The organism is Modestobacter caceresii, assembly GCF_000761485.1.
GTDB lineage: Bacteria > Actinomycetota > Actinomycetes > Mycobacteriales > Geodermatophilaceae > Modestobacter > Modestobacter caceresii.
This window is the reverse complement of the sequence record NZ_JPMX01000006.1, coordinates 21,450-39,292: the sequence shown is the minus strand read 5'-3', so window position 1 is coordinate 39,292 and position 17,843 is coordinate 21,450. Positions and strand designations below refer to the sequence as shown.

Sequence of the window (17,843 nt, the reverse complement as noted above, 5' to 3'; positions counted from 1 at the left end):
CCATGAAGCTGATCCTCACGCAGGAGGTCACCGGTCTCGGGTCCTCCGGCGACACTGTCGAGGTCAAGGGCGGGTACGCCCGCAACTACCTCCTGCCCCGCGGGCTGGCCATGCTGGCCACCCGAGGTGCCGAGAAGCAGGTCAACAGCCTGCGCCGGGCGCGCGCTGCGCGCGACGTGCGTTCGCTCGAGGAGGCCCAGGCGGTCGCCGGTCAGCTCGCGCAGCTGACCGTCACGCTGCCGGCCCGCTCCGGTGACGGTGGCCGGCTCTTCGGCCGCATCACCACCGCCGACGTCGCCGCCGCGGTGACCTCGGCCGGTGGCCCGGAGCTCGACCGTCGCCGGATCGAGCTGCCCAGCAGCATCAAGAGCCTCGGCACCCACACCGTCACGGTGCGGGTCCACCCCGAGGTCTCCGTGCCGGTGACCGTGGACGTCGTCGCCGGCTGATCCACAGCACTGTCCCCACGAGGGGCGTCGGACTCCGGTCCGGCGCCCCTCGTGGCGTTCCCGGGGTCTCCTGGGCGTCCTCCCGTGTCGACACGGGCGCCGTCCCTCCGTGGACGGCAGGTGAACGGCGCCCCCGACCCGGGTGGCACCGCGCAGCGCCGCCGAGCCTCGGGGACGACGCCCCTACCACCGACCCGTTACGCGTGTGACCTGCGGGGATCCGCCGACACGCCCGGGCGGCGAGTTCTGCGACGAGTTCCCGGATTTCTCCTGTCCACACCCCGGGAGAGGCTCCGGCGCAGGTGACGAGGGGATGGCGGGGACGCGACGTCCGCGGGTCCACCACGGTCTCCACACGGTGACCGCCTCTGTCCACCGACTTGTCCACAAGTTGTGCAGATCGGCGTGCACAGCGGTGTTGGACGCGCCCCCTCCCGGGTTCCTAACGTCACCCCCAGCTACCGCCGGGCACGAACTGTCGGCGCCCGGTGGTAGCTGTTGTCCGAACGCACGTTCGAACGGCAGCAAGAGCAGGGGACGAGGAGAACATCAGCGTGGCGGTCGTCGACGACATCAGCAGGCCGAGGGTCACGGCTCCGGAGTACGACCGGCAGCCCCCTCAGGACGTCGCTGCCGAGCAGTCGGTCCTGGGCGGCATGCTGATGAGCAAGGACGCGATCGCCGACGTGGTCGAGGTCCTGGCGGGCCCGGACTTCTACCGCCCGGCCCACCAGGTCGTCTTCGACGTCATCCTCGACCTGTACGGCCGGGGTGAGCCCGCCGACGCGATCACCGTCGCCGCGGAGCTGAACCGCACCGACCAGCTGTCGAAGATGGGCGGCGCGGTCTACCTGCACACGCTCATCGCCTCCACCCCGACCGCGGCGAACGCCGGGTACTACGCGGCGATCGTCGCGGAGCAGGCGGTGCTGCGGCGGCTGGTCGAGGCCGGCACCCGGGTCGTGCAGCTCGGTTACGGCGCGGCCGGCGGGAAGGGCGACGTCGACGACATCGTCGACCGTGCCCAGCAGGAGATCTACGACGTCACCGAGAAGCGGATGAGCGAGGACTACTCCCGCCTCGCCGACGTCTTGCAGCCGACGATGGACGAGCTCGACGCGATCGCCTCCCGTGGCGGGACGGCGCGGGGTGTCCCCACCGGCATCCGTGACCTCGACGAGCTCACCAACGGCCTGCAGTCCGGCCAGATGGTGGTCATCGCCGCCCGTCCCGGTGTCGGCAAGAGCACGCTGGGGCTGGACATCGCCCGCTCGGCCACGGTGAAGCACCACATGCCGGCGGCGATCTTCTCGCTCGAGATGAGCAAGCACGAGATCACCATGCGTCTGCTGTCGGCCGAGGCGAAGGTGCCGCTGCACCACATGCGCGCCGGCACGCTGTCGGACGAGGACTGGTCGAAGCTGGCCCGCCGGATGGGCGAGATCGCCGACGCCCCGCTCTACATCGACGACTCACCGAACATGACGATGATGGAGATCCGGGCCAAGGCGCGGCGGCTCAAGCAGCGCAACGACCTCAAGCTCATCGTCATCGACTACCTGCAGCTGATGACGTCGGGCAAGAAGGTGGAGAGCCGCCAGCAGGAGGTCTCGGAGTTCTCCCGTGCGCTGAAGCTGCTGGCCAAGGAGCTCGAGCTGCCGGTGATCGCGATGAGCCAGCTGAACCGTGGCTCGGAGCAGCGTCAGGACAAGAAGCCGATGCTCTCCGACCTCCGTGAGTCCGGCTCGATCGAGCAGGACGCCGACATGGTGATGATGATCCACCGCGAGGACATGTACGAGAAGGAGTCCCCGCGGGCCGGCGAGGCCGACATCATGCTGGTCAAGCACCGCAACGGCCCCACCGCGAACGTCACCGTCGCCTTCCAGGGCCACTACAGCCGCTTCGTCGACATGGCCAACTGACCGGCGTTCACTCGATCGGGGATACGAGACCCGGGCGACTCAACCTGCGGCGCCCTGCTGCCGATGCTCCAGGCAACGCTCCATCCACGACCTGGAGGTCACCTGTGTTCTCGCTCCTCTCCGGCCTGCTCGCCAAGGCCCTCTCCGCCTCATTGGCCGCCAAGGTGGCCGCCGGCGCGACGGCCGTCGTCGTGGCCGGTGGCGGCGCTGCTGTGACCACCCAGGTGGTCACCGCCGCCGCCGAGCCGACGACGTCGGAGGTCAGCACCACGGAGGACACCGACGTCACCGACCCCACGGACGTCGGTGACCCGACCGTGACCCCGGAGACCACGGAGCCGACCGCCACCCCCGAGGCGCCGGAGACCGAGGAGCCCACGGCCGACCCGGTCACCGAGCCGGCGCCCGAGCCGGAGCCGGAGGGGACCGAGGAGCCCACGGCCCCCGAGGTGCCGGCCGAGCCGTCGGCCCCGGCCAACCACGGGCAGGCCGTCTCGTCGGTCGCCAAGTCCAGCTTCGCCACGGGCCGGGAGCACGGCGAGGCCGTCTCCTCCGCAGCGCGCAACAAGGCGAGCAAGAACGAGCCCGCTCCTGCCCCCGTGCCCGCCCCCGAGGCCGACACTGCCGAGGCCGTCGAGGTCGCCAGCACCGCTGACGCAACCGGCAACGGCAACGGCAACGGTCGGGGTGGTCGGGGCTGATCGCCCAGCGCCGGGCGACACGTCGCCCGGCGCGCCCGGCAGGTCCGCCGATCCGGGCCGCACGGAACCTACCGTCGGGGCTGGCCGACTCCCGGGGGCTCCACGTGAAACACCGCATCACCGCGCTGGCCGCGCTCGCCGTCGTCGGCACCGCCGCCTGCGCGCCGGCCGACACCCCAGCGACCCCGGCCGCGGACGCCGTCTCCGAGGCCGCCCAGCAGTCGACATCCGGCGCCCCCACGGCCGGGCAGCCCGCCGCCGACGTGCTGGCCACCCTCCCGGTCAAGGGCCGCGCGGTGAAGACCGGTTACGACCGTGACGAGTTCGGCGCCACCTGGGCCGACGTCGACCGCAACGGCTGCGACACCCGCAACGACGTACTGGCCCGCGACCTGACGCAGGAGCAGTTCCGGCCGGGCACCCAGGACTGCGTGGTGGTCAGCGGCACCCTGGTCGACCCGTACACCGCACAGACCATCGCGTTCGAGAAGGGTGATGGCAGCAGCGTCGACATCGACCACGTCGTCGCGCTCAGCAACGGCTGGCAGACCGGCGCGTTCGGCTGGGACGAGACCCGGCGCACCGCCTTCGCCAACGACCCGCTCAACCTGCTGGCCGTCGACTACGCGGCGAACCGGCAGAAGGGCGACGGCGACGCCGCCACCTGGCTGCCGGCCCACCGCGGCTACCGCTGCGCCTACGTCGCCCGCCAGGTCGCGGTGAAGGCCACCTACGGGCTGTGGGTCACCCAGGCCGAGCACGACGCCATCGCCCGGGTGCTGGACACCTGCCCGGGCGAGCCGGTCCCGACGTCGACCGCGCCGGTCCCGGTGGACGTTCCCGCGGGAACGTCCACCGCGGTCGAGCCCTTCGCCAACTGCGACGCCGCCCGGTCAGCCGGCGCGGCACCCCTGCACCGCGGCGACCCGGGGTGGTCCGACCGGATGGACGGCGACGGGGACGGCACCGCCTGCGAGTGACTCACCCCGGCCAGCGCACCGACCCGTCGGCTCCGCGCACGGCGCCCTCGGCCGGGCGGTGGAGGGTCAGCCGTCCGTCGGGCATCAGGTGGTCCACCGGCAGCTCCCGGCCCAGCACGACGACGTCCGCGATGAGCCGTCGGTGGCAGCGCCACCACACGCTCTCGCTGCACATCACCGCCACCGTGCGGTCGGCCGCGGCGGCCAGCACCTCGTCCAGGGCGTCGGCGAACTCGGCGGTGCGGGTGTGCGCGGCGTACGCGGCGAACTGGGCCACCGTCCACCAGCCGTCGGCGACCGGCTCGTCCGCGGGCAGCCGGCGCCGACCGCCCAGCCGCTCCTCCCAGCGGTAGGCGACGCCCGCCGCCGGGAGCCACTCGCTGAGCGCCTCGCGCCGGACGTCGGGGTTGACCCGGCTGCCCGGGAACCGCCGGACGTCGACGAGCTGCTCCACCCCCGCGCCGGCGAGCCGGGCGAGCAGGCGGGCCTGGTCCCCGGGCCCGTGGCCGACGGTCAGCAGCGGCACGATCGGGTTCAGTCCCGCAGGTTGAGCTGGTCGTGCCGGAGCGCGAACGCGTCGATCTCCGCAGGGGTCGGGGTCCGCCCGTTCGCGTGCAGCTCCAGCAGCCCGGTGAAGTACTCCTCCCGCGGGATGCCGGGGGTGAAGAGGATGAGGAAGCGGGCTCCGACCTCCGGGCCCACCGACCGGAAGCCGTGCACCCCGGAACGGGGGACGTAGACCAGGTCGCCGGCGTGCGCCGTCGTCCACTCGCCGTTCGCCAGCACCGCCAGCGACCCCTCCAGCACGTGGAAGGACTCGCTGAACGTGCGGTGCAGGTGCGGCCCGGGGCCGCTGCCGCCCGGGGCCATGGTCACCTCGAACAGCCCGAAGTCCCCGCGGGTCTGCGCGCCGGTGGCGACGAACCGGGTCCGGCCCGCCGCGCGCTGGGCGTCGCGCCGGGAGAAGGTCGCCGGGTCCGGCAGCAGGGTCATGCCGGACGCAGGACGGCGACCAGGAAGTCGGCGTCCGGGGAGTAGGGCCGCAGGTCCCAGGTGGACAGCAGGACGTCGGGGGTCAGCCCGGCGGCGTCGGCGTCGGCCAGGAACTCCTCGAAGGCGTAGCCGCGCCCGGCACCGAAGCCGATCGCCGCCCGCCCGTCCGGGCGCAGGTGGGTGCGCAGCCGGCGGAGCACCTCGCCGCGGGTGCTCGGTGCGAGGAAGGCCATCACGTTGCCGGCGCAGACGATCCCGTCGAACCGGTCCGTGATGCCCAGGGAGGGGAGGTCGAGCTCGGCGAGGTCACCGACGAGCCAGCGGGGCCCGGGGTGGTCGGCCTCGGCGGCGGCGATCAGCACCGGGTCGGCGTCCACCCCGACCACCTCGTGCCCGGCGTCGAACAGGACGGCGCCGACCCGGCCGGGACCGCAGCCGGCGTCCAGCACCCGGGCGCCGCGAGGCAGCAGCGCATCGACCAGCCGCGCCTCCCCCGCCAGGTCGGTGCCCTGGGCGGCCAGCCGGCGGAACCGCTCGACGTAGGCGGTGGAGTGCGCCGGGTCCTCCTGGGACATCCGGCTCCAGCTGCTCTGCTCGACCATGCGGATCTGGACTCCTCTGTTCGGGTGCGGGCCGGTCGTTGACGGTTGCACCGGTCCCCCGTAGCTTCCTCCCACCCCGGCTGCCGGCGAAACGGTGTCCAGGTCCCCCGATGACTGGAGTCCCCGTGTCCAAGCGCGTTCTCGCCGGGGCGGTCGTCACCGCCGCCGCCGTCCTCGGGACCCCCTCGGTGGCCTCCGCGGCCGAGGAGCTCACCGTCTGCACCGCCGGCTGCGACCACCCGACCCTCGCGGCCGCCGTGTCGGCGGCGTCCGCCGGCGACACGATCCGGGTCACCGAGGACCTGACGGTCGCCGGTGCCACCACGGTCGGCAAGGCGGTCACGATCACCGCCGACGCCGGGGTGACGGTCACTCAGACCGGCACCAACGCCCGCACCTTCACCGTCACCCCGGCCGGCAGCGGGGCGACGATCTCCGGTCTCGAGCTGACCAGCGCCGACCTGGTCCGCGGGGAGTTCATCGGGGTCAACGGCGCCGACGACGTGACGATCTCCGGCAACACGGTCCACGGCCCGGTCCAGCAGGGGCCGATGAGCGGCTGGGTCACCAACCGCGCCTGGACCAACAACGACGTCGACGGGCTCACCGTCACCGGCAACACCCTGCACACCCTGCGCACCGGCGGGTACGTCGACGGCGGCTCCGGGGTGATCGCCGGCAACGTCACCTGGAACACCAAGGGCGACTACCTCCTCGGCGAGCAGGCCGACTTCGAGATCGCCGGCAACAGCGCGGGCGACCCGAGCCTGCCCAGCGAGTGGGGCATCGTCGTCTTCGCGGTGAACGAGACGCCCTACGACGTCCAGGCGCTCGGCGCGGCCAACGACTGCCTCACCGTCTGGGACCAGGCGACCGGTGAGACCTTCATCGACGGCGACTGCGACGGCACCGCCGACACCGCACCCCCGGCCGGCAAGGACGAGTGCAAGCAGGGCGGCTGGGCCGGCTTCAACAACCCGTCGTTCCGCAACCAGGGGCAGTGCGTGAGCTGGGTGGTCGCGCGCGGCTGACCCCGCCCCCGTGCACGGCGCGGCATCATGGAGGCGTGCGTCGGGAGCCCAGCATCCTGCACCTGGACCTCGATGCGTTCTTCGCCGCCGTCGAGCAGCGGGACAAGCCCTCGCTGCGCGGCCGCCCGGTCGTCGTCGGGGGAACGGGCGGCCGCGGCGTCGTCTCCACCGCCTCCTACGAGGCCCGGGCGTTCGGCGCCCGCAGCGCCATGCCCACCGCCGAGGCACGCCGGCTCTGCCCGCCGGGCACCGCCTTCCTCGGCGGCCGCTTCGCCGCCTACCGGCGGACGTCGGAGGTGGTGATGGCGCTGCTGCGCGAGCTCTCCCCGCTGGTCGAGCCGGTCTCCATCGACGAGGCCTACGTCGACCTGGCCGCCGGTGACCACGACCTGTCGGTCCCCGGCGTCACCGCGCTGGCGGCCGACCTCAAGGCCCGGATCGCCGTCGCGACCGGCGGCGTCACCGGGTCGGTCGGGATCGGCACCTCCAAGGCGGTGGCGAAGATCGGCTCGGAGCTGGACAAGCCGGACGGGCTGACCGTCGTCCCGCCCGGGGAGGAGCTCGCCGTCCTGCACCCCCTGCCGGTGCGCGCGCTGGGCGGCGTCGGGCCGGCGACGGCCGAGCGGCTGGCCCAGATCGGGGTGAAGACGATCGGCGACCTGCACCGGCTGTCGCTGGTCGACCTGACCAGCCTGGTCGGCCAGGCGCACGGCGCCGGGCTCTACCGGCTGGCCCGCGCGGACGACGACCGGCCGGTCGTCACCGACCGGGAGGCCAAGTCGGTCAGCGCCGAGGAGACCTTCGCCCGCGACCTGACCGACCCGGCCCGGCTGGCCACCGAGATCGAGGCGCTGGCGATCCGGGTGGGCAGCCGGCTGCAGCGCTCGGGGACCTCGGGGCGCACCGTGACGCTGAAGGTCCGCCGCTACGACTTCAGCACCCTCACCCGGTCGCAAACGCTGGCCCACGCCGTCGACGACCCGCGGCAGATCGCCGAGATCGCCCACCGGCTGCTCGGCGCCGTGGACCGCAGCGGTGGCCTGCGGCTGCTCGGCGTCGGCGTCTCGGGGCTGTCGCCGTACGCGCAGGGCGACCTGTTCGCCGAGCCCACCGAGGTGGTCGAGCCCGTCGAGGTGGTCGAGCCCGCGGAGCTGCCGGCCGACCCGGAGCCGGGTCCCGCCGTCGTCGCCTGGTACCCGGGGCAGGACGTCGTCCACCCCGACCTCGGCTCCGGCTGGGTGTGGGGCAGCGGGCTCAACCGGGTGACCGTCCGGTTCGAGGGCCCGCGCACGACGCCCGGTCCGGTGCGCACGCTGGCCGCCGACGACCCGGACCTCCAGCCGGCCGACCCACCGGACTGGACCCCCTGAACGGGTGGACCCGCCCCTTCGGGGCATGCGCCGGACCCGATGATCACGACAGACTGCCGACGTGCCCCTGGACCCCGAGAACGGCCCCGACGTCGACGCCCTCGTCGACCGGGGCTGCGCGCTCGCCGACCTGGGCGACCACGAGCAGGCGGTCGAGCTCCTCGGGACGGCGGCAGCACACGGCGACCCGGTCGCCCTCCGCCACCTGGCCGGCTGCCTGGGCGTCCTCGGACGCTGGGCGGAGGCCGCCGTGGCGTACCGCCGGGCGGCCGACGCCGGACAGGACGACGCCTGGCTGGACCTGGCGCGGGCGCTGCTGCGGCTGGGGTGCTGGTCGGAGGCGGAGACCGCCGCCCGCACCGCGGTGGACCGGGGGGAGCCGGGAGGCTGGGCTGCGCTGAGCGTGGCGCTGCAGGGCCAGGACCGGTCGGCCGAGGCCGAGCGGACGTTCCGGGTGGCTGCCGAGCGCGGCGCGCACCCGGCGGCGCTGGAGCTGGCGTACCTGCTGCGGTCGTCCGGGCGGCAACTGGCGGCCTGGCACTGGGCGCAGGTCGCTGCGGACGCCGGCAACCCGGTGGCCCGCGCCACCCTGGCCTGCTGGCGCTGGCAGGAGAGCCACGACCGGGCTCTGGAGCCGGAGCTGCGGGCGGGCGCCGACCACCACCAGCACGCCCGTACCGGCCTGGCCGACCTGCTGCGGAGCACCGGACGGGTCGAGGAGGCCCGGGCTGTCCTGGAGCGGGGCGCGGCCCGTGGTGAGGTCGCCACCTGGCTCCCGTTGGGCAACCTGTACCGCGACGAGCTGGACGACGCCGTCGCCGCCGAGGCCGCCTACCGGGCCGGGGTCGAGGGCGGTGACCTGCACGCCCACCACAACCTGGCCGTGCTGCTGCTGGAGACCGGCGACGTCGACTCCGCCGTCGAGCACTTCTCCATCGCCGCCGCCGGCGGCGACGAGCTGGCCGCCCGGGTGCTGCGCGAGGTCCTCGGCGACAGCTGAGTCAGCGGGTTCGGCTCACCACCGGCCGGCGAAGTGGTGCACCGGACCGTGCCCGGAGCCGACGCCGAGGGACTCGCCGGCCTCGAGCGCGGCCTGCAGGTAGTCCCGGGCCCCGTCGACCAGCGGCGCCCAGTCCAGGTCGTCCCCCGCGAGCCGTGCGCGGGCGGCCAGCGCCGCGAGCGCCGAGGACAGCGTGCAGCCGGTGCCGTGGGTCGACGTCGTCGCCACCCGCGGCCGCCGGGTCTCCAGCACCCCGGCCGCCGTCGCCAGCACGTCGACGCTCTCGTCCCCGCCCAGGTGCCCGCCCTTGAGCAGCACCGCCGCCGGCCCCATCTCCAGCAGCGCGCGGGCCTGCGGGGCCAGCTCCTCGACCGTCGTCGCGGGCGCGACGTCCAGCAGGGCCGCGGCCTCGGGCACGTTCGGGGTGAGCAGGTCCGTGACCGGCAGCAGGTCGGTGCGGACGGCGTCCACCGCCTCCACCGAGATCAGCCGGTCACCGCTGGTCGCCACCATCACCGGATCGCAGACCACGGGACCGCCCGGGCGGTCGGCCAGCGCGGCGGCGACCGTCCGCACGACGTCGGCGGTGCCCAGCATGCCGAGCTTGGTGGCGTGCACGGTCACGTCGTCCAGCAGGGTGGCCAGCTGCGCGCCGACGAAGTCGGCCGGCACCGGGTGCACCCCGGTCACCCCGCGGGTGTTCTGTGCGGTGAGTGCGGTGAGCACTGCGGTGCCGTAGACGCCGAGCGCGCTGAAGGTCTTCAGGTCGGCCTGGATGCCGGCGCCGCCGCTGGGGTCACTGCCGGCCACGGTCAGCGCCACTGCTGCGTTCATCGGGCCACCAGCTCCCCGGCCATCGCGGCGCGCAGCGTGCGGGCGGCGGCCGCCGGGTCGGCGGCGGCGCAGATGTCGGAGACCACGCAGATGCCGTCGACCCCGGTGCCGGCCACCGCGGCGGCCGTGGCGGCGGAGATGCCGCCGATGGCCACCGACAGCAGGCCCCCGGCGCGGGCGCGGGAGGCCAGTGCTCGGGTGCCGTCGAGCTCCAGGGCGGCGCCGGCGTCCGGCTTGGTGGGGGTCGACCAGACCGGGCTGAGGCCGACCAGGTCGGCGGTGCCGGCTGGGAGGGCGAGCACCTCGTCCAGCTCGGCCGGGCTGCCGACGGAGACGCCGATCAGGGCGTCGGGGCCCAGCAGCGTCCGGACGTCGGTGGCCGGCAGGTCGTCCTGGCCCACGTGCACGCCGTCGGCCCCGGTGAGCAGCGCGACGTCGACGGCGTCGTTGACGACCAGCCGCACGTGCGGGGTGGGCCGGAGCACCTCCTGCACCGCGCGGGTGAGGGCCAGCAGGTCGCGCCGGCCGGCGGTCTTGTCCCGCACCTGGACGGCGGTCACCCCACCGGAGACGGCGGCGGCGACCACCTCGGGCACCGACCGGGGCGCGCAGAGCAGCGTGTCGGTGACGAGGTAGAGCCGCGGGTCGAAGCCGGCCCTCATGCGCTGCGGACGTCGGCGCGGGCGAGCGCGTCGCCGTCGACCGCGTCCAGCGCGTCCAGCCACAGCGCGGCGAACGTGCCCGGCCCGGCGGCGAGCCCGGCGGCGGCCTCGGCGGCCAGCGCCACGTGCGCGTGGGCGGCGACCACGGCGGTGAGCGGGTCACCGGTGGTGGCGGCGTAGGCGGCGACGATGCCGCCCAGCGCGCAGCCGGCGCCGGTGGTGCGGGTGAGCAGCGGGGAGCCGCCGCCCACCCGGACGACCCGCTCCCCGTCGGTGACGACGTCGACCGGGCCGCTGACCGCGACGACGCCGCCGGTCCGGCGGGCCAGCTCCTGCGCCGTCTCCAGCGCGGCCTCCGGGGAGTCGGTGCTCTCCACGCCACGGCCGCCCTTGCCGGCGCCGGCCAGGGCCAGCACCTCCGAGGCGTTGCCCCGGACGACGGTCGGGCGCAGCTCGACCAGGTCGGCGGCGAGCTCGGTGCGGAAGGTGAGCCCGCCGACGGCCACCGGGTCCAGCACCCACGGGGTGCCCACCTCGCCGGCGGTGCGGGCGGCGAGCCGCATCGCCTCGGCGGTGCGCTGCTGCACCGTGCCCACGTTGACCAGCACCGCGGAGGCGACGGCGGCGAACTCGCCGGCCTCGGCGGGGTCGTCGACCATGGCCGGTGCAGCGCCGATCGCCAGCAGCGCGTTGGCGGTGATCGTCTGCACGACCGTGTTGGTCAGGCAGTGCACCAGGGGTGCGGAGTCGCGCAGCGCCGTGCCGGCGGCACGCAGATCGATGGCGTCCATCGCCGTGACATCCCTTCGCCAGTACCAACTGGAGCAGGTTCGACGGGTGTGCTCTCAGTCCCCGGTGGGACACCCCGTGTCAGCTCCCGACGCTAACACCGCTCCCGGCGGCCCTTCCACCGACGGGTCGCTGAGCTGCGGTTCTGTCGTACCCGGGTGCCAGCGTCGCGGCATGGGTGCAGCCGTGGCGGTGCAGGACGTGTCTGGGTTCGACGTGACGGAGCTCGACCTGACGGGTCAGCGGTCGGTCGAGGAGCTGGCCCGGGAGATCCGGTCGGGGGCGGTGCGGCTGGCGGCGGCGACCGCGGCCTGGCTGCATCTGGTCGCGGAGTTCGACGCCCGCGAGGGCTGGGGCGAGGTCGGCGTGCAGAGCTGTGCGCACTGGCTGGCCTGGCAGTGCGGGATGAGCCCGGGCGCCGCGCGGGAGCACGTGCGGGTCGCCCGGGCACTGGGCTCGCTGCCGGTGACGGCGGAGGCGTTCGCCGCGGGGCGGTTGTCGTACTCCAAGGTGCGGGCGATCAGCCGGGTGGCCGACGCCGGCACCGAGGTCGAGCTGGTCGAGCTGGCGCGGCACGCCACGGCGTCCCAGGTGGAGCGGGTGGTGCGCGCATGGCGCCGGTCGGACGCCGTCGACGAGGAGCTGGTCGCGGAGAAGCGGTCCTTCCAGTGGCACTGGGACGCCGACGGGATGCTCGTGCTGCAGGTCCGGATGGACGGCGAGGCCGGTGCGGCGCTGCTGGCGTCGGTCGAGTCGCTGGCCGAGCGCGACGCCCGCCGGGAACGCGACGCCCGCCGGGAACGCGCCGCCACGACCCGGGCCGCTGCCGCCGCCGACTGCCCGGCGGACCCGGAGACGTTCCCGCGGGAACGGATGAGCGCGCGTCGCTGCCGGGCGCTGGCCCAGCTGGCCGAGGTCGCCGCCGACACTGGGCGACGGGCGGGCGACCCGCCGCGCCGGGAGGTGGTGGTGCACGTGGACGCCGACGTCCTGGCCGACGACGCCGCCGCGGGGCGGGCGCACCTGGAGGGCGGCCCGGCGCTCACCCCGGCGCAGGTGCGGCGGATGGCCTGCGAGGCGGCGCTGACGGTGATCGTCGAGCGGAACGGTCAGCCGCTCGCGCTCGGACGGCGCCGGCGGCTGGCCACCGTGACGCAGCGACGGGCGCTGCTGGCCTGGGACGGCGGCTGTGCCCGGCCGGGCTGCACCGAGACCCGGATCGAGCGGCTGCACGCCCACCACCTGACGCCGTGGCGGCTGGGTGGTCGCACCGACGTGTCGGCGATGGTGCTGCTCTGCGACGTCGACCACGGCCTGGTGCACGACGAGGACCTGGTGCTGGACCGCCGGAGCCGGGAGCTCGTGGCCCACGACCGGGCCGGGCAGCGGGTCTGGGGTCCGGCCGACCCGGCCTTCGCCGTCGGTCTGCCCGCGAGGGAGGCCACGTCGCCGCGGCCGCTGCTGACCCTGGTGCCGGACGCCGCGCTACCGGGCGCCTGGCCGGCCGGCGGGGAGCGGATGGACCTCGGGCACGTCGTCTGGGCGCTGCTGGCCCACCGCGAGCACCTGCGGCGGGCGGCGTCCTGACCGCTTGCGACGATGCACCGGTGACCGATGCACCCGCCCTGCGCGAGGCGGCCTTCGCCGAGCTGACCCCGGCCGAGCTCTACGGGATCCTGCGGCTCCGGGTCGACGTCTTCGTCGTGGAGCAGGCCTGCCCGTACCCGGAGCTGGACGGCCGGGATGCCGAGCCGACCACCGTGCACCTCTGGCACGAGGCGGACGACGGCACGGTGCTGTCCACGATCCGGGTGCTGAGCAACGGCGAGGACCGCGCGATCGGCCGGGTCGCGACGGCGGAGGGCGCCCGGGGTCGGGGCCTGTCGGCCCAGCTCGTCGCTCGCGGCATCGAGCTGTGCGAGGGCCGCACCGTCGACATCGGCGCCCAGGCGTACCTGGAGTCCTGGTACGAGCGGTTCGGGTTCCGCCGCTCGGGGCCGGACTACGTCGAGGACGGCATCCCGCACCTGCCGATGCGGCTCGCTCCCCGCTAGTCGGCTCCGGTCAGCGAGGTGGTGGGCAGCCAGTCGGCGTCGAGCAGTTCGGCGATCTGCTGCAGCCCGGCGGTGTCGCCGCCGGCGGTCGAGCCGGTGACGGCCAGCCGCTCGACCATCACCCGGGCGACGTCCTCCTCCACGGTGTCCTGCGCGAACGCGACCCGCCACGGTGAGACCTGGTGGTCGCGGTGCGTGCGGCCGGTGACCTGGCGGGCGGCGATCCCGGAGAACCGCGGCTGGTGGAACAGCCCGACCCGCGGCGTGGTCGACGCGGTGTGCCCGCCGGGCAGCACCTCCCCGGCGTGCAGGCTGATCGACGCGGTCACCGTGAACACGCAGACCGGCGCCTCCCCCGTCTGGAAGCGGAGCCGCTCGGCCTCCACGTCGAAGCGGTCCCGACCGTAGATCGAGGCGACGGCCACCCCGCCGTCCAGCAGCGCCTCGCGGATCGGGTCGGCTGCGGTCTCGACGAACTCCACCGACACCGCGACCTGCCGGTCGGCCTCCACCTGAGCCTTCGCCCAGTCGACCGTGGCCTGCGCGCGGATCAGCCCGGCCTTCTGCCGGAACCGCAGCAGCGCGGCGCGGCCGCGGGCGGTCTCCCGCTTCCGGCGGGCCAGCTGCATCTCCGCGCGGAACTCCGACCACTCCGCCTCGTACTGCGCGCGCTCGGCCGGGGTCAGCTCGACCGGGGTGCCGGTGACCGAGACCGGCCCCCACGGAGCGGGGCGGTGCAGCGTGGCGGGCGGGTCGGTGTCGGCCAGCCAGCTGCGCAGTCGGGTCAGGTCGGCCCGCCGCTCCTCGGCGTCCTCGGTCCAGCTCCAGCCGTACCGGGCACGTTCCACGTGGAACCCGTGCGCCGCGAGCCGGCTGGGCAGGTCGTTCCAGTCCTTCAGGGGCTCGCCGTGCACCGCGGCGAAGTGCGGCGCGAGGTAGGGCAGCTCCAGCGGGGTGTGCGCCGGGGTCGCGGTCGCCAGCAGCACGTAGGGGGCGTCCTTGACCCGGCCGGCGCCGGACACCGACCGCCAGTGCTTCCACCGCTGCGTGGTGGTGTGCCGGACCATGTGCGCCTCGTCGGCGACCACGACGTCGAACCGCTGCCCGGTGGCCTTCGTCAGCCCGGCGACCTTGCCCAGCCGGTCCCAGGTGGTCACGCACCAGCGCAGGCCCTGCCCCTCAGCTGCGGTGCCCCCGAAGGCCGCGATCGAGCGGGCCCAGTGCGGCACCGTGATGGCGGCCGGCCGGTCGGCGACCACGAGCACGGTGCGCACCGGCCGTCGGGCGGCGATCTGCTGGATCGCGAGGACGGCGGTGCCGGTCTTGCCCACGCCCGGGTCGTCGCCGAGCAGGAACATCCGCCCGCCCGCGGCCTCGTGCGCGGCGATGACCGCCGCACCGGTGACCTGCTCCGGCCGCGGGGACATGGGGCGGCCGGTCGGCACCGGGCGGGGCTCGGCGTTCAGCTCGTCCTCGAGGAACCGCTCCAGGCTGTACGGCGGCGGGTCGTAGGGCGCCAGCGCCGCGGGCAGGGTTGCGCCCACGTACACGTGCGCGGACAGGCCGGCGTGCCAGCTGGCCCCCGGTGCCGGGGCGCGGAACGGGACGGCGAGCACCCAGACCCGCTCCCCCGGCCCGGCGACCGGCAGCTCGCTCCCGGCCTTCTGTGCGGTCTTCGGGGCAGCCTTCCGGGGGGCAGCCTTCTTCGCGGCTGCCTTCCGCGGCGCCGCCGTCCGGGTGGTCGTCGTGGTGCTGCGGGTCGAGCTGGTGGAGCGCCGTCGGCGTCCGGGCACGGGTGTTCTCCTGGGGGTCGACGACCGGTCCACCCGACGCTACGGGCGCCCACCGACAGCCAGGCGCAGCGACATGTGCTGCGATCAGCGCATGACCGAGGACATCCGCCTGTCGGCCCGCACGCTCGGCGACACCGGGCCCCGCGTGGTCTTCGTGCACGGACTGTTCGGCCAGGGCCGCAACTGGACGACGATCGCCAAGGCGCTGGCCGCCGACGGACACCGGGTCACCCTGCTCGACCTGCCCAACCACGGGCACTCCCCGTGGACCGACCGGGTCGACTACGTCGACATGGCCGAGTTCGTCGCCGCCGAGCTGGCCCAGCTGGGCGAGCCGGTGACGCTGGTCGGGCACTCGATGGGCGGCAAGGTGGCGATGCAGCTGGCGCTGCGCCGTCCCGAGCTGCTGCGCGCCCTCGTCGTCGTCGACATCGCCCCGACCGACTACCCCGAGTCCGGCGGCCGAACCGAGGACCCCGACGAGGAGGCCTCCCCGTTCGCCGCGTTCATCACCGCGATGCAGGGCATGGACCTCGACCGGCTGGAGACCCGGGAGGACGCCGACGAGGCGCTGCGCGCCGCCGTCCCCAGCACGATGGTGCGGTCGTTCCTGCTGCAGAGCCTGGTCCGGGACGGCGTCGGGGAGGGCGACGGCTGGCGCTGGCGGCTGAACCTGGAGACCCTGGCCCGCGACCTGGGCGAGCTGCGCCGGTTCCCCGACCCACCGCCGGGGGCCAGCTACGAGGGTCCGGTCCTCTGGATCGCCGGGGCCAACTCCACCTACGTCCTCGACAGCGACCGGCCGCGGATGGACGAGCTGTTCCCGACGACCCGGCTGGTGCGGGTGAAGAACGCCGGGCACTGGGTGCACTCCGAGCAGCCCGAGGTCTTCCTGGAGACGGTCCGCCGGTTCCTGCGGCAGGTGGAGGGATGACGTACCCGCGGCCGGTGCCGCTGATCGGCGACGGCACCGCGGCCACCGAGCGCGCCGCCGACCCCGCCGGCTGGGCGCTGCCGGACGCCGACCGGGCCGGGCTGTACCGCACGGTCGAGGCCCGCCGCGACGTCCGCCGCTACCGCCCGGACCCGGTGCCCGACGAGGTGCTCACCCGGGTGCTCACGGCCGCGCACCAGGCGCCGTCGGTGGGGCACAGCCAGCCGTGGCGCTTCGTCGTCGTCCGGGACGCCGGCATCCGGGACACCGCCGCCGTCCTCACCGACCGCGAGCGGCTGCGCCAGGCCGCCCAGCTCGACCCCGACGCCGCCGCCCGGCTGCTGGACCTGCAGCTGGCCGGTGTGCGGGAGGCGCCGCTGGGCGTCGTCGTCTGCTGCGACCGGCGGGCGCCCGCGGCCGGCGTGCTGGGCCGGGCGACCTTCCCCGACGCCGACCTGTGGAGCTGCGCCACCGCCGTCCAGAACCTGTGGCTGGCCGCCCGGGCGGAGGGCCTGGGCGTCGGCTGGGTGACGCTGTTCCGCCCCGAGGAGCTCGCCGCGCTGCTCGGCCTGCCCGACGGGGTGGTCACGCTGGGCTGGCTGTGCCTGGGCTGGCCCGACGAGCGCCCGCCGGCGCCGGGTCTGGAGCGGGCCGCCTGGTCGCGCCGGCAGCCGCTCTCCGACGTCGTCCTGGCCGACCGGTGGCCGGCGGAGGAGGCCGCGCCCGCACCACCGCCGTCCCGGCTGCGCAGCCCGGTGCCCGAGCAGGTGGTCGGCGCCCGGGACGACGCCGACCGGCTGCTCACCCCGCCGGGGTCGCTCGGCGTGCTGGACGGCGCGGTCGCCCGGGCGGTGGCGCTGGGCCGGGGAGGTCTGACCGGTGGTGTGCTAGTGCTCGCCGCCGCCGACCACCCGGTCACCGCGCACCGCGTCTCGGCCTACCCGGCCTCGGCCACCCGGGACGTCGTCACCGCCGCGGTCGCCGGGGTGGCGATGGGGGCGACCGCCGCCCGGTCGGCGGGGCTGGACCTGGTCGTGGTGGACGCCGGGGTCACCGGCCCGCCGGTGCCCGGTGCGGTCGTGGCCCGGCCGTCGGGAGTCCGCGGGGACCTGGTGACCGAGCCGGCGATGACCGCGGCGGACGCCGCTGCGCTGCTGGCGGCCGGCCGGGCACTGGGCGTCGAGCACGGCCGGGCGGGGCTGGTGGCCCTCGGTGAGGTCGGCGTCGGCAACACCACGGTCGCCGCCGCACTGGCCGCCGCGCTGTTGCACGTGGAACCAGCCGTGGTGGCCGGGCTCGGGTCCGGCGCGGACGCGGCCATGGTCGAGCGCAAGCGGGACGTCGTCGCGGCGGCGCTGACCCGGGCCGGCACCGACCTGGACCCGCTGACGGCGCTGGCCGAGCTGGGCGGACCCGAGCTCGCCGTGCTCGCCGGGGTGGTGCTGGGGTCGGCGGAGGCCGGGGCGGTCGTCGTCCTCGACGGTTTCGCCACCGCGGTCGCGGCGCTGGTCGCCGTGCTGCTGGAGCCCGCAGCGCAGTCGGCGCTGGTGGCCGGGCAGCGGAGCCGGGAGCGCGGCAGCGACGCCGTCCTGCAGGCCCTCGGCTGCGAGCCGCTGCTGGACCTGCGGCTGCGCGCAGGCGAGGGCGTCGGGGCGGTGCTCGCCGCCGGCCTGCTCCTGCATGGGCTGCGGATGCGCCGGGAGACCGCCCGGGTCGACTCCTAGGG

General features: G+C 75.4%; 18 protein-coding genes and 1 riboswitch. Of the genes, 11 read left to right on the top strand and 7 right to left on the bottom strand.

Annotated elements, in window-relative coordinates; all coding sequences use genetic code 11:
- Window positions 1–2: 2 nt before the first annotated feature.
- The 4 genes from rplI (at window position 3) to IN07_RS01835 (ending at window position 4,055) form a co-directional block, all read left to right on the top strand.
- The gene (rplI, locus tag IN07_RS01850) at window positions 3–449 is read left to right on the top strand and encodes a 50S ribosomal protein L9 (RefSeq protein ID WP_036333039.1); all 447 of its coding nucleotides are present in this window, start codon (window positions 3–5) and stop codon (window positions 447–449) included.
- A gap of 554 nt (window positions 450–1,003) precedes the next feature.
- The gene (gene dnaB, locus IN07_RS01845; RefSeq protein WP_036333037.1) at window positions 1,004–2,374 is read left to right on the top strand and encodes a replicative DNA helicase; all 1,371 of its coding nucleotides are present in this window, start codon (window positions 1,004–1,006) and stop codon (window positions 2,372–2,374) included.
- Window positions 2,375–2,478: 104 nt separating this feature from the next.
- On the top strand, window positions 2,479–3,075 hold the full coding sequence (locus tag IN07_RS23715) for a hypothetical protein (RefSeq protein ID WP_052090535.1): 597 nt from the start codon (window positions 2,479–2,481) through the stop codon (window positions 3,073–3,075).
- Between the two features lie 104 nt (window positions 3,076–3,179).
- Window positions 3,180–4,055 carry a GmrSD restriction endonuclease domain-containing protein gene (locus IN07_RS01835; RefSeq protein WP_036333033.1) on the top strand — a complete coding sequence of 292 codons (876 nt, stop codon included), beginning with the start codon at window positions 3,180–3,182 and terminating at the stop codon, window positions 4,053–4,055.
- A gap of 1 nt (window position 4,056) precedes the next feature.
- On the opposite strand, the gene IN07_RS01830 is transcribed toward IN07_RS01835, so the two are convergent.
- Genes IN07_RS01830 through IN07_RS01820 form a run of 3 tightly spaced genes read right to left on the bottom strand, consistent with a single transcriptional unit; the run spans window position 4,057 to window position 5,650 of the window.
- On the bottom strand, window positions 4,057–4,581 hold the full coding sequence (locus IN07_RS01830; protein ID WP_036333031.1) for a DUF488 domain-containing protein: 525 nt from the start codon (window positions 4,579–4,581) through the stop codon (window positions 4,057–4,059).
- 8 nt (window positions 4,582–4,589) lie between these two features.
- Entirely contained in the window at window positions 4,590–5,048 is a 459-nt protein-coding gene (locus IN07_RS01825) for a cupin domain-containing protein (protein ID WP_052090533.1), read from the bottom strand.
- Window positions 5,045–5,650: a class I SAM-dependent methyltransferase gene (locus IN07_RS01820; RefSeq protein ID WP_036333029.1), complete on the bottom strand. Its 606-nt coding sequence runs from the start codon at window positions 5,648–5,650 to the stop codon at window positions 5,045–5,047. Before IN07_RS01820 ends, IN07_RS01825 begins: the two co-directional genes overlap by 4 nt.
- A 125-nt stretch (window positions 5,651–5,775) precedes the next feature.
- Here IN07_RS01820 and IN07_RS23710 point away from each other — a divergent pair, with 125 nt between their 5' ends.
- The 3 genes from IN07_RS23710 to IN07_RS01805 all read left to right on the top strand — a co-directional run bounded on the left by IN07_RS23710 (window position 5,776) and on the right by IN07_RS01805 (window position 9,051).
- The gene (locus IN07_RS23710; protein ID WP_052090532.1) at window positions 5,776–6,681 is read left to right on the top strand and encodes a right-handed parallel beta-helix repeat-containing protein; all 906 of its coding nucleotides are present in this window, start codon (window positions 5,776–5,778) and stop codon (window positions 6,679–6,681) included.
- A 35-nt stretch (window positions 6,682–6,716) separates the two neighbouring features.
- Window positions 6,717–8,051, top strand: coding sequence for a DNA polymerase IV (locus IN07_RS01810; RefSeq protein ID WP_036333027.1), 1,335 nt, complete (start codon window positions 6,717–6,719; stop codon window positions 8,049–8,051).
- A gap of 61 nt (window positions 8,052–8,112) precedes the next feature.
- Entirely contained in the window at window positions 8,113–9,051 is a 939-nt protein-coding gene (locus IN07_RS01805) for a tetratricopeptide repeat protein (protein WP_036333025.1), read from the top strand.
- A 15-nt stretch (window positions 9,052–9,066) separates the two neighbouring features.
- Here IN07_RS01805 and thiD read toward each other — a convergent pair whose 3' ends face one another.
- The 3 genes from thiD to thiM form a co-directional block, all read right to left on the bottom strand.
- Entirely contained in the window at window positions 9,067–9,885 is an 819-nt protein-coding gene (gene thiD / locus IN07_RS01800) for a bifunctional hydroxymethylpyrimidine kinase/phosphomethylpyrimidine kinase (RefSeq protein WP_036333023.1), read from the bottom strand.
- Complete coding sequence (thiE, locus tag IN07_RS01795; RefSeq protein WP_036333021.1) at window positions 9,882–10,547, bottom strand: thiamine phosphate synthase; 666 nt, start codon at window positions 10,545–10,547, stop codon at window positions 9,882–9,884. Before thiE ends, thiD begins: the two co-directional genes overlap by 4 nt.
- Window positions 10,544–11,338, bottom strand: a complete 795-nt coding sequence (gene thiM / locus IN07_RS01790; protein ID WP_036333019.1) for a hydroxyethylthiazole kinase — start codon at window positions 11,336–11,338, stop codon at window positions 10,544–10,546. The genes thiE and thiM overlap by 4 nt, the downstream gene beginning before the upstream one ends.
- Window positions 11,332–11,425: riboswitch (TPP riboswitch) on the bottom strand. (Overlaps the previous gene by 7 nt.)
- Window positions 11,426–11,510: 85 nt before the next feature.
- On the opposite strand from thiM, the gene IN07_RS01785 reads away from it, so the two are divergent.
- Window positions 11,511–12,923 carry an HNH endonuclease signature motif containing protein gene (locus IN07_RS01785; protein ID WP_052090529.1) on the top strand — a complete coding sequence of 471 codons (1,413 nt, stop codon included), beginning with the start codon at window positions 11,511–11,513 and terminating at the stop codon, window positions 12,921–12,923.
- A 20-nt stretch (window positions 12,924–12,943) separates the two neighbouring features.
- Window positions 12,944–13,390 carry a GNAT family N-acetyltransferase gene (locus tag IN07_RS01780; RefSeq protein WP_036333017.1) on the top strand — a complete coding sequence of 149 codons (447 nt, stop codon included), beginning with the start codon at window positions 12,944–12,946 and terminating at the stop codon, window positions 13,388–13,390.
- Here the strand turns inward: IN07_RS01780 and IN07_RS01775 are convergent.
- Window positions 13,387–15,183 (bottom strand): DEAD/DEAH box helicase family protein, encoded by a 1,797-nt coding sequence (locus tag IN07_RS01775; RefSeq protein WP_036333015.1) that lies wholly within the window; start codon window positions 15,181–15,183, stop codon window positions 13,387–13,389. The two genes, IN07_RS01780 and IN07_RS01775, sit on opposite strands and share 4 nt — an antisense overlap.
- Before the next feature lie 91 nt (window positions 15,184–15,274).
- Here IN07_RS01775 and IN07_RS01770 point away from each other — a divergent pair, with 91 nt between their 5' ends.
- Together IN07_RS01770 and bluB are read left to right on the top strand one after the other, a co-directional pair.
- Window positions 15,275–16,117: an alpha/beta fold hydrolase gene (locus IN07_RS01770; RefSeq protein ID WP_036333013.1), complete on the top strand. Its 843-nt coding sequence runs from the start codon at window positions 15,275–15,277 to the stop codon at window positions 16,115–16,117.
- On the top strand, window positions 16,114–17,841 hold the full coding sequence (gene bluB, locus IN07_RS01765) for a 5,6-dimethylbenzimidazole synthase (RefSeq protein WP_036333012.1): 1,728 nt from the start codon (window positions 16,114–16,116) through the stop codon (window positions 17,839–17,841). Before IN07_RS01770 ends, bluB begins: the two co-directional genes overlap by 4 nt.
- Window positions 17,842–17,843 lie beyond the last annotated feature (2 nt).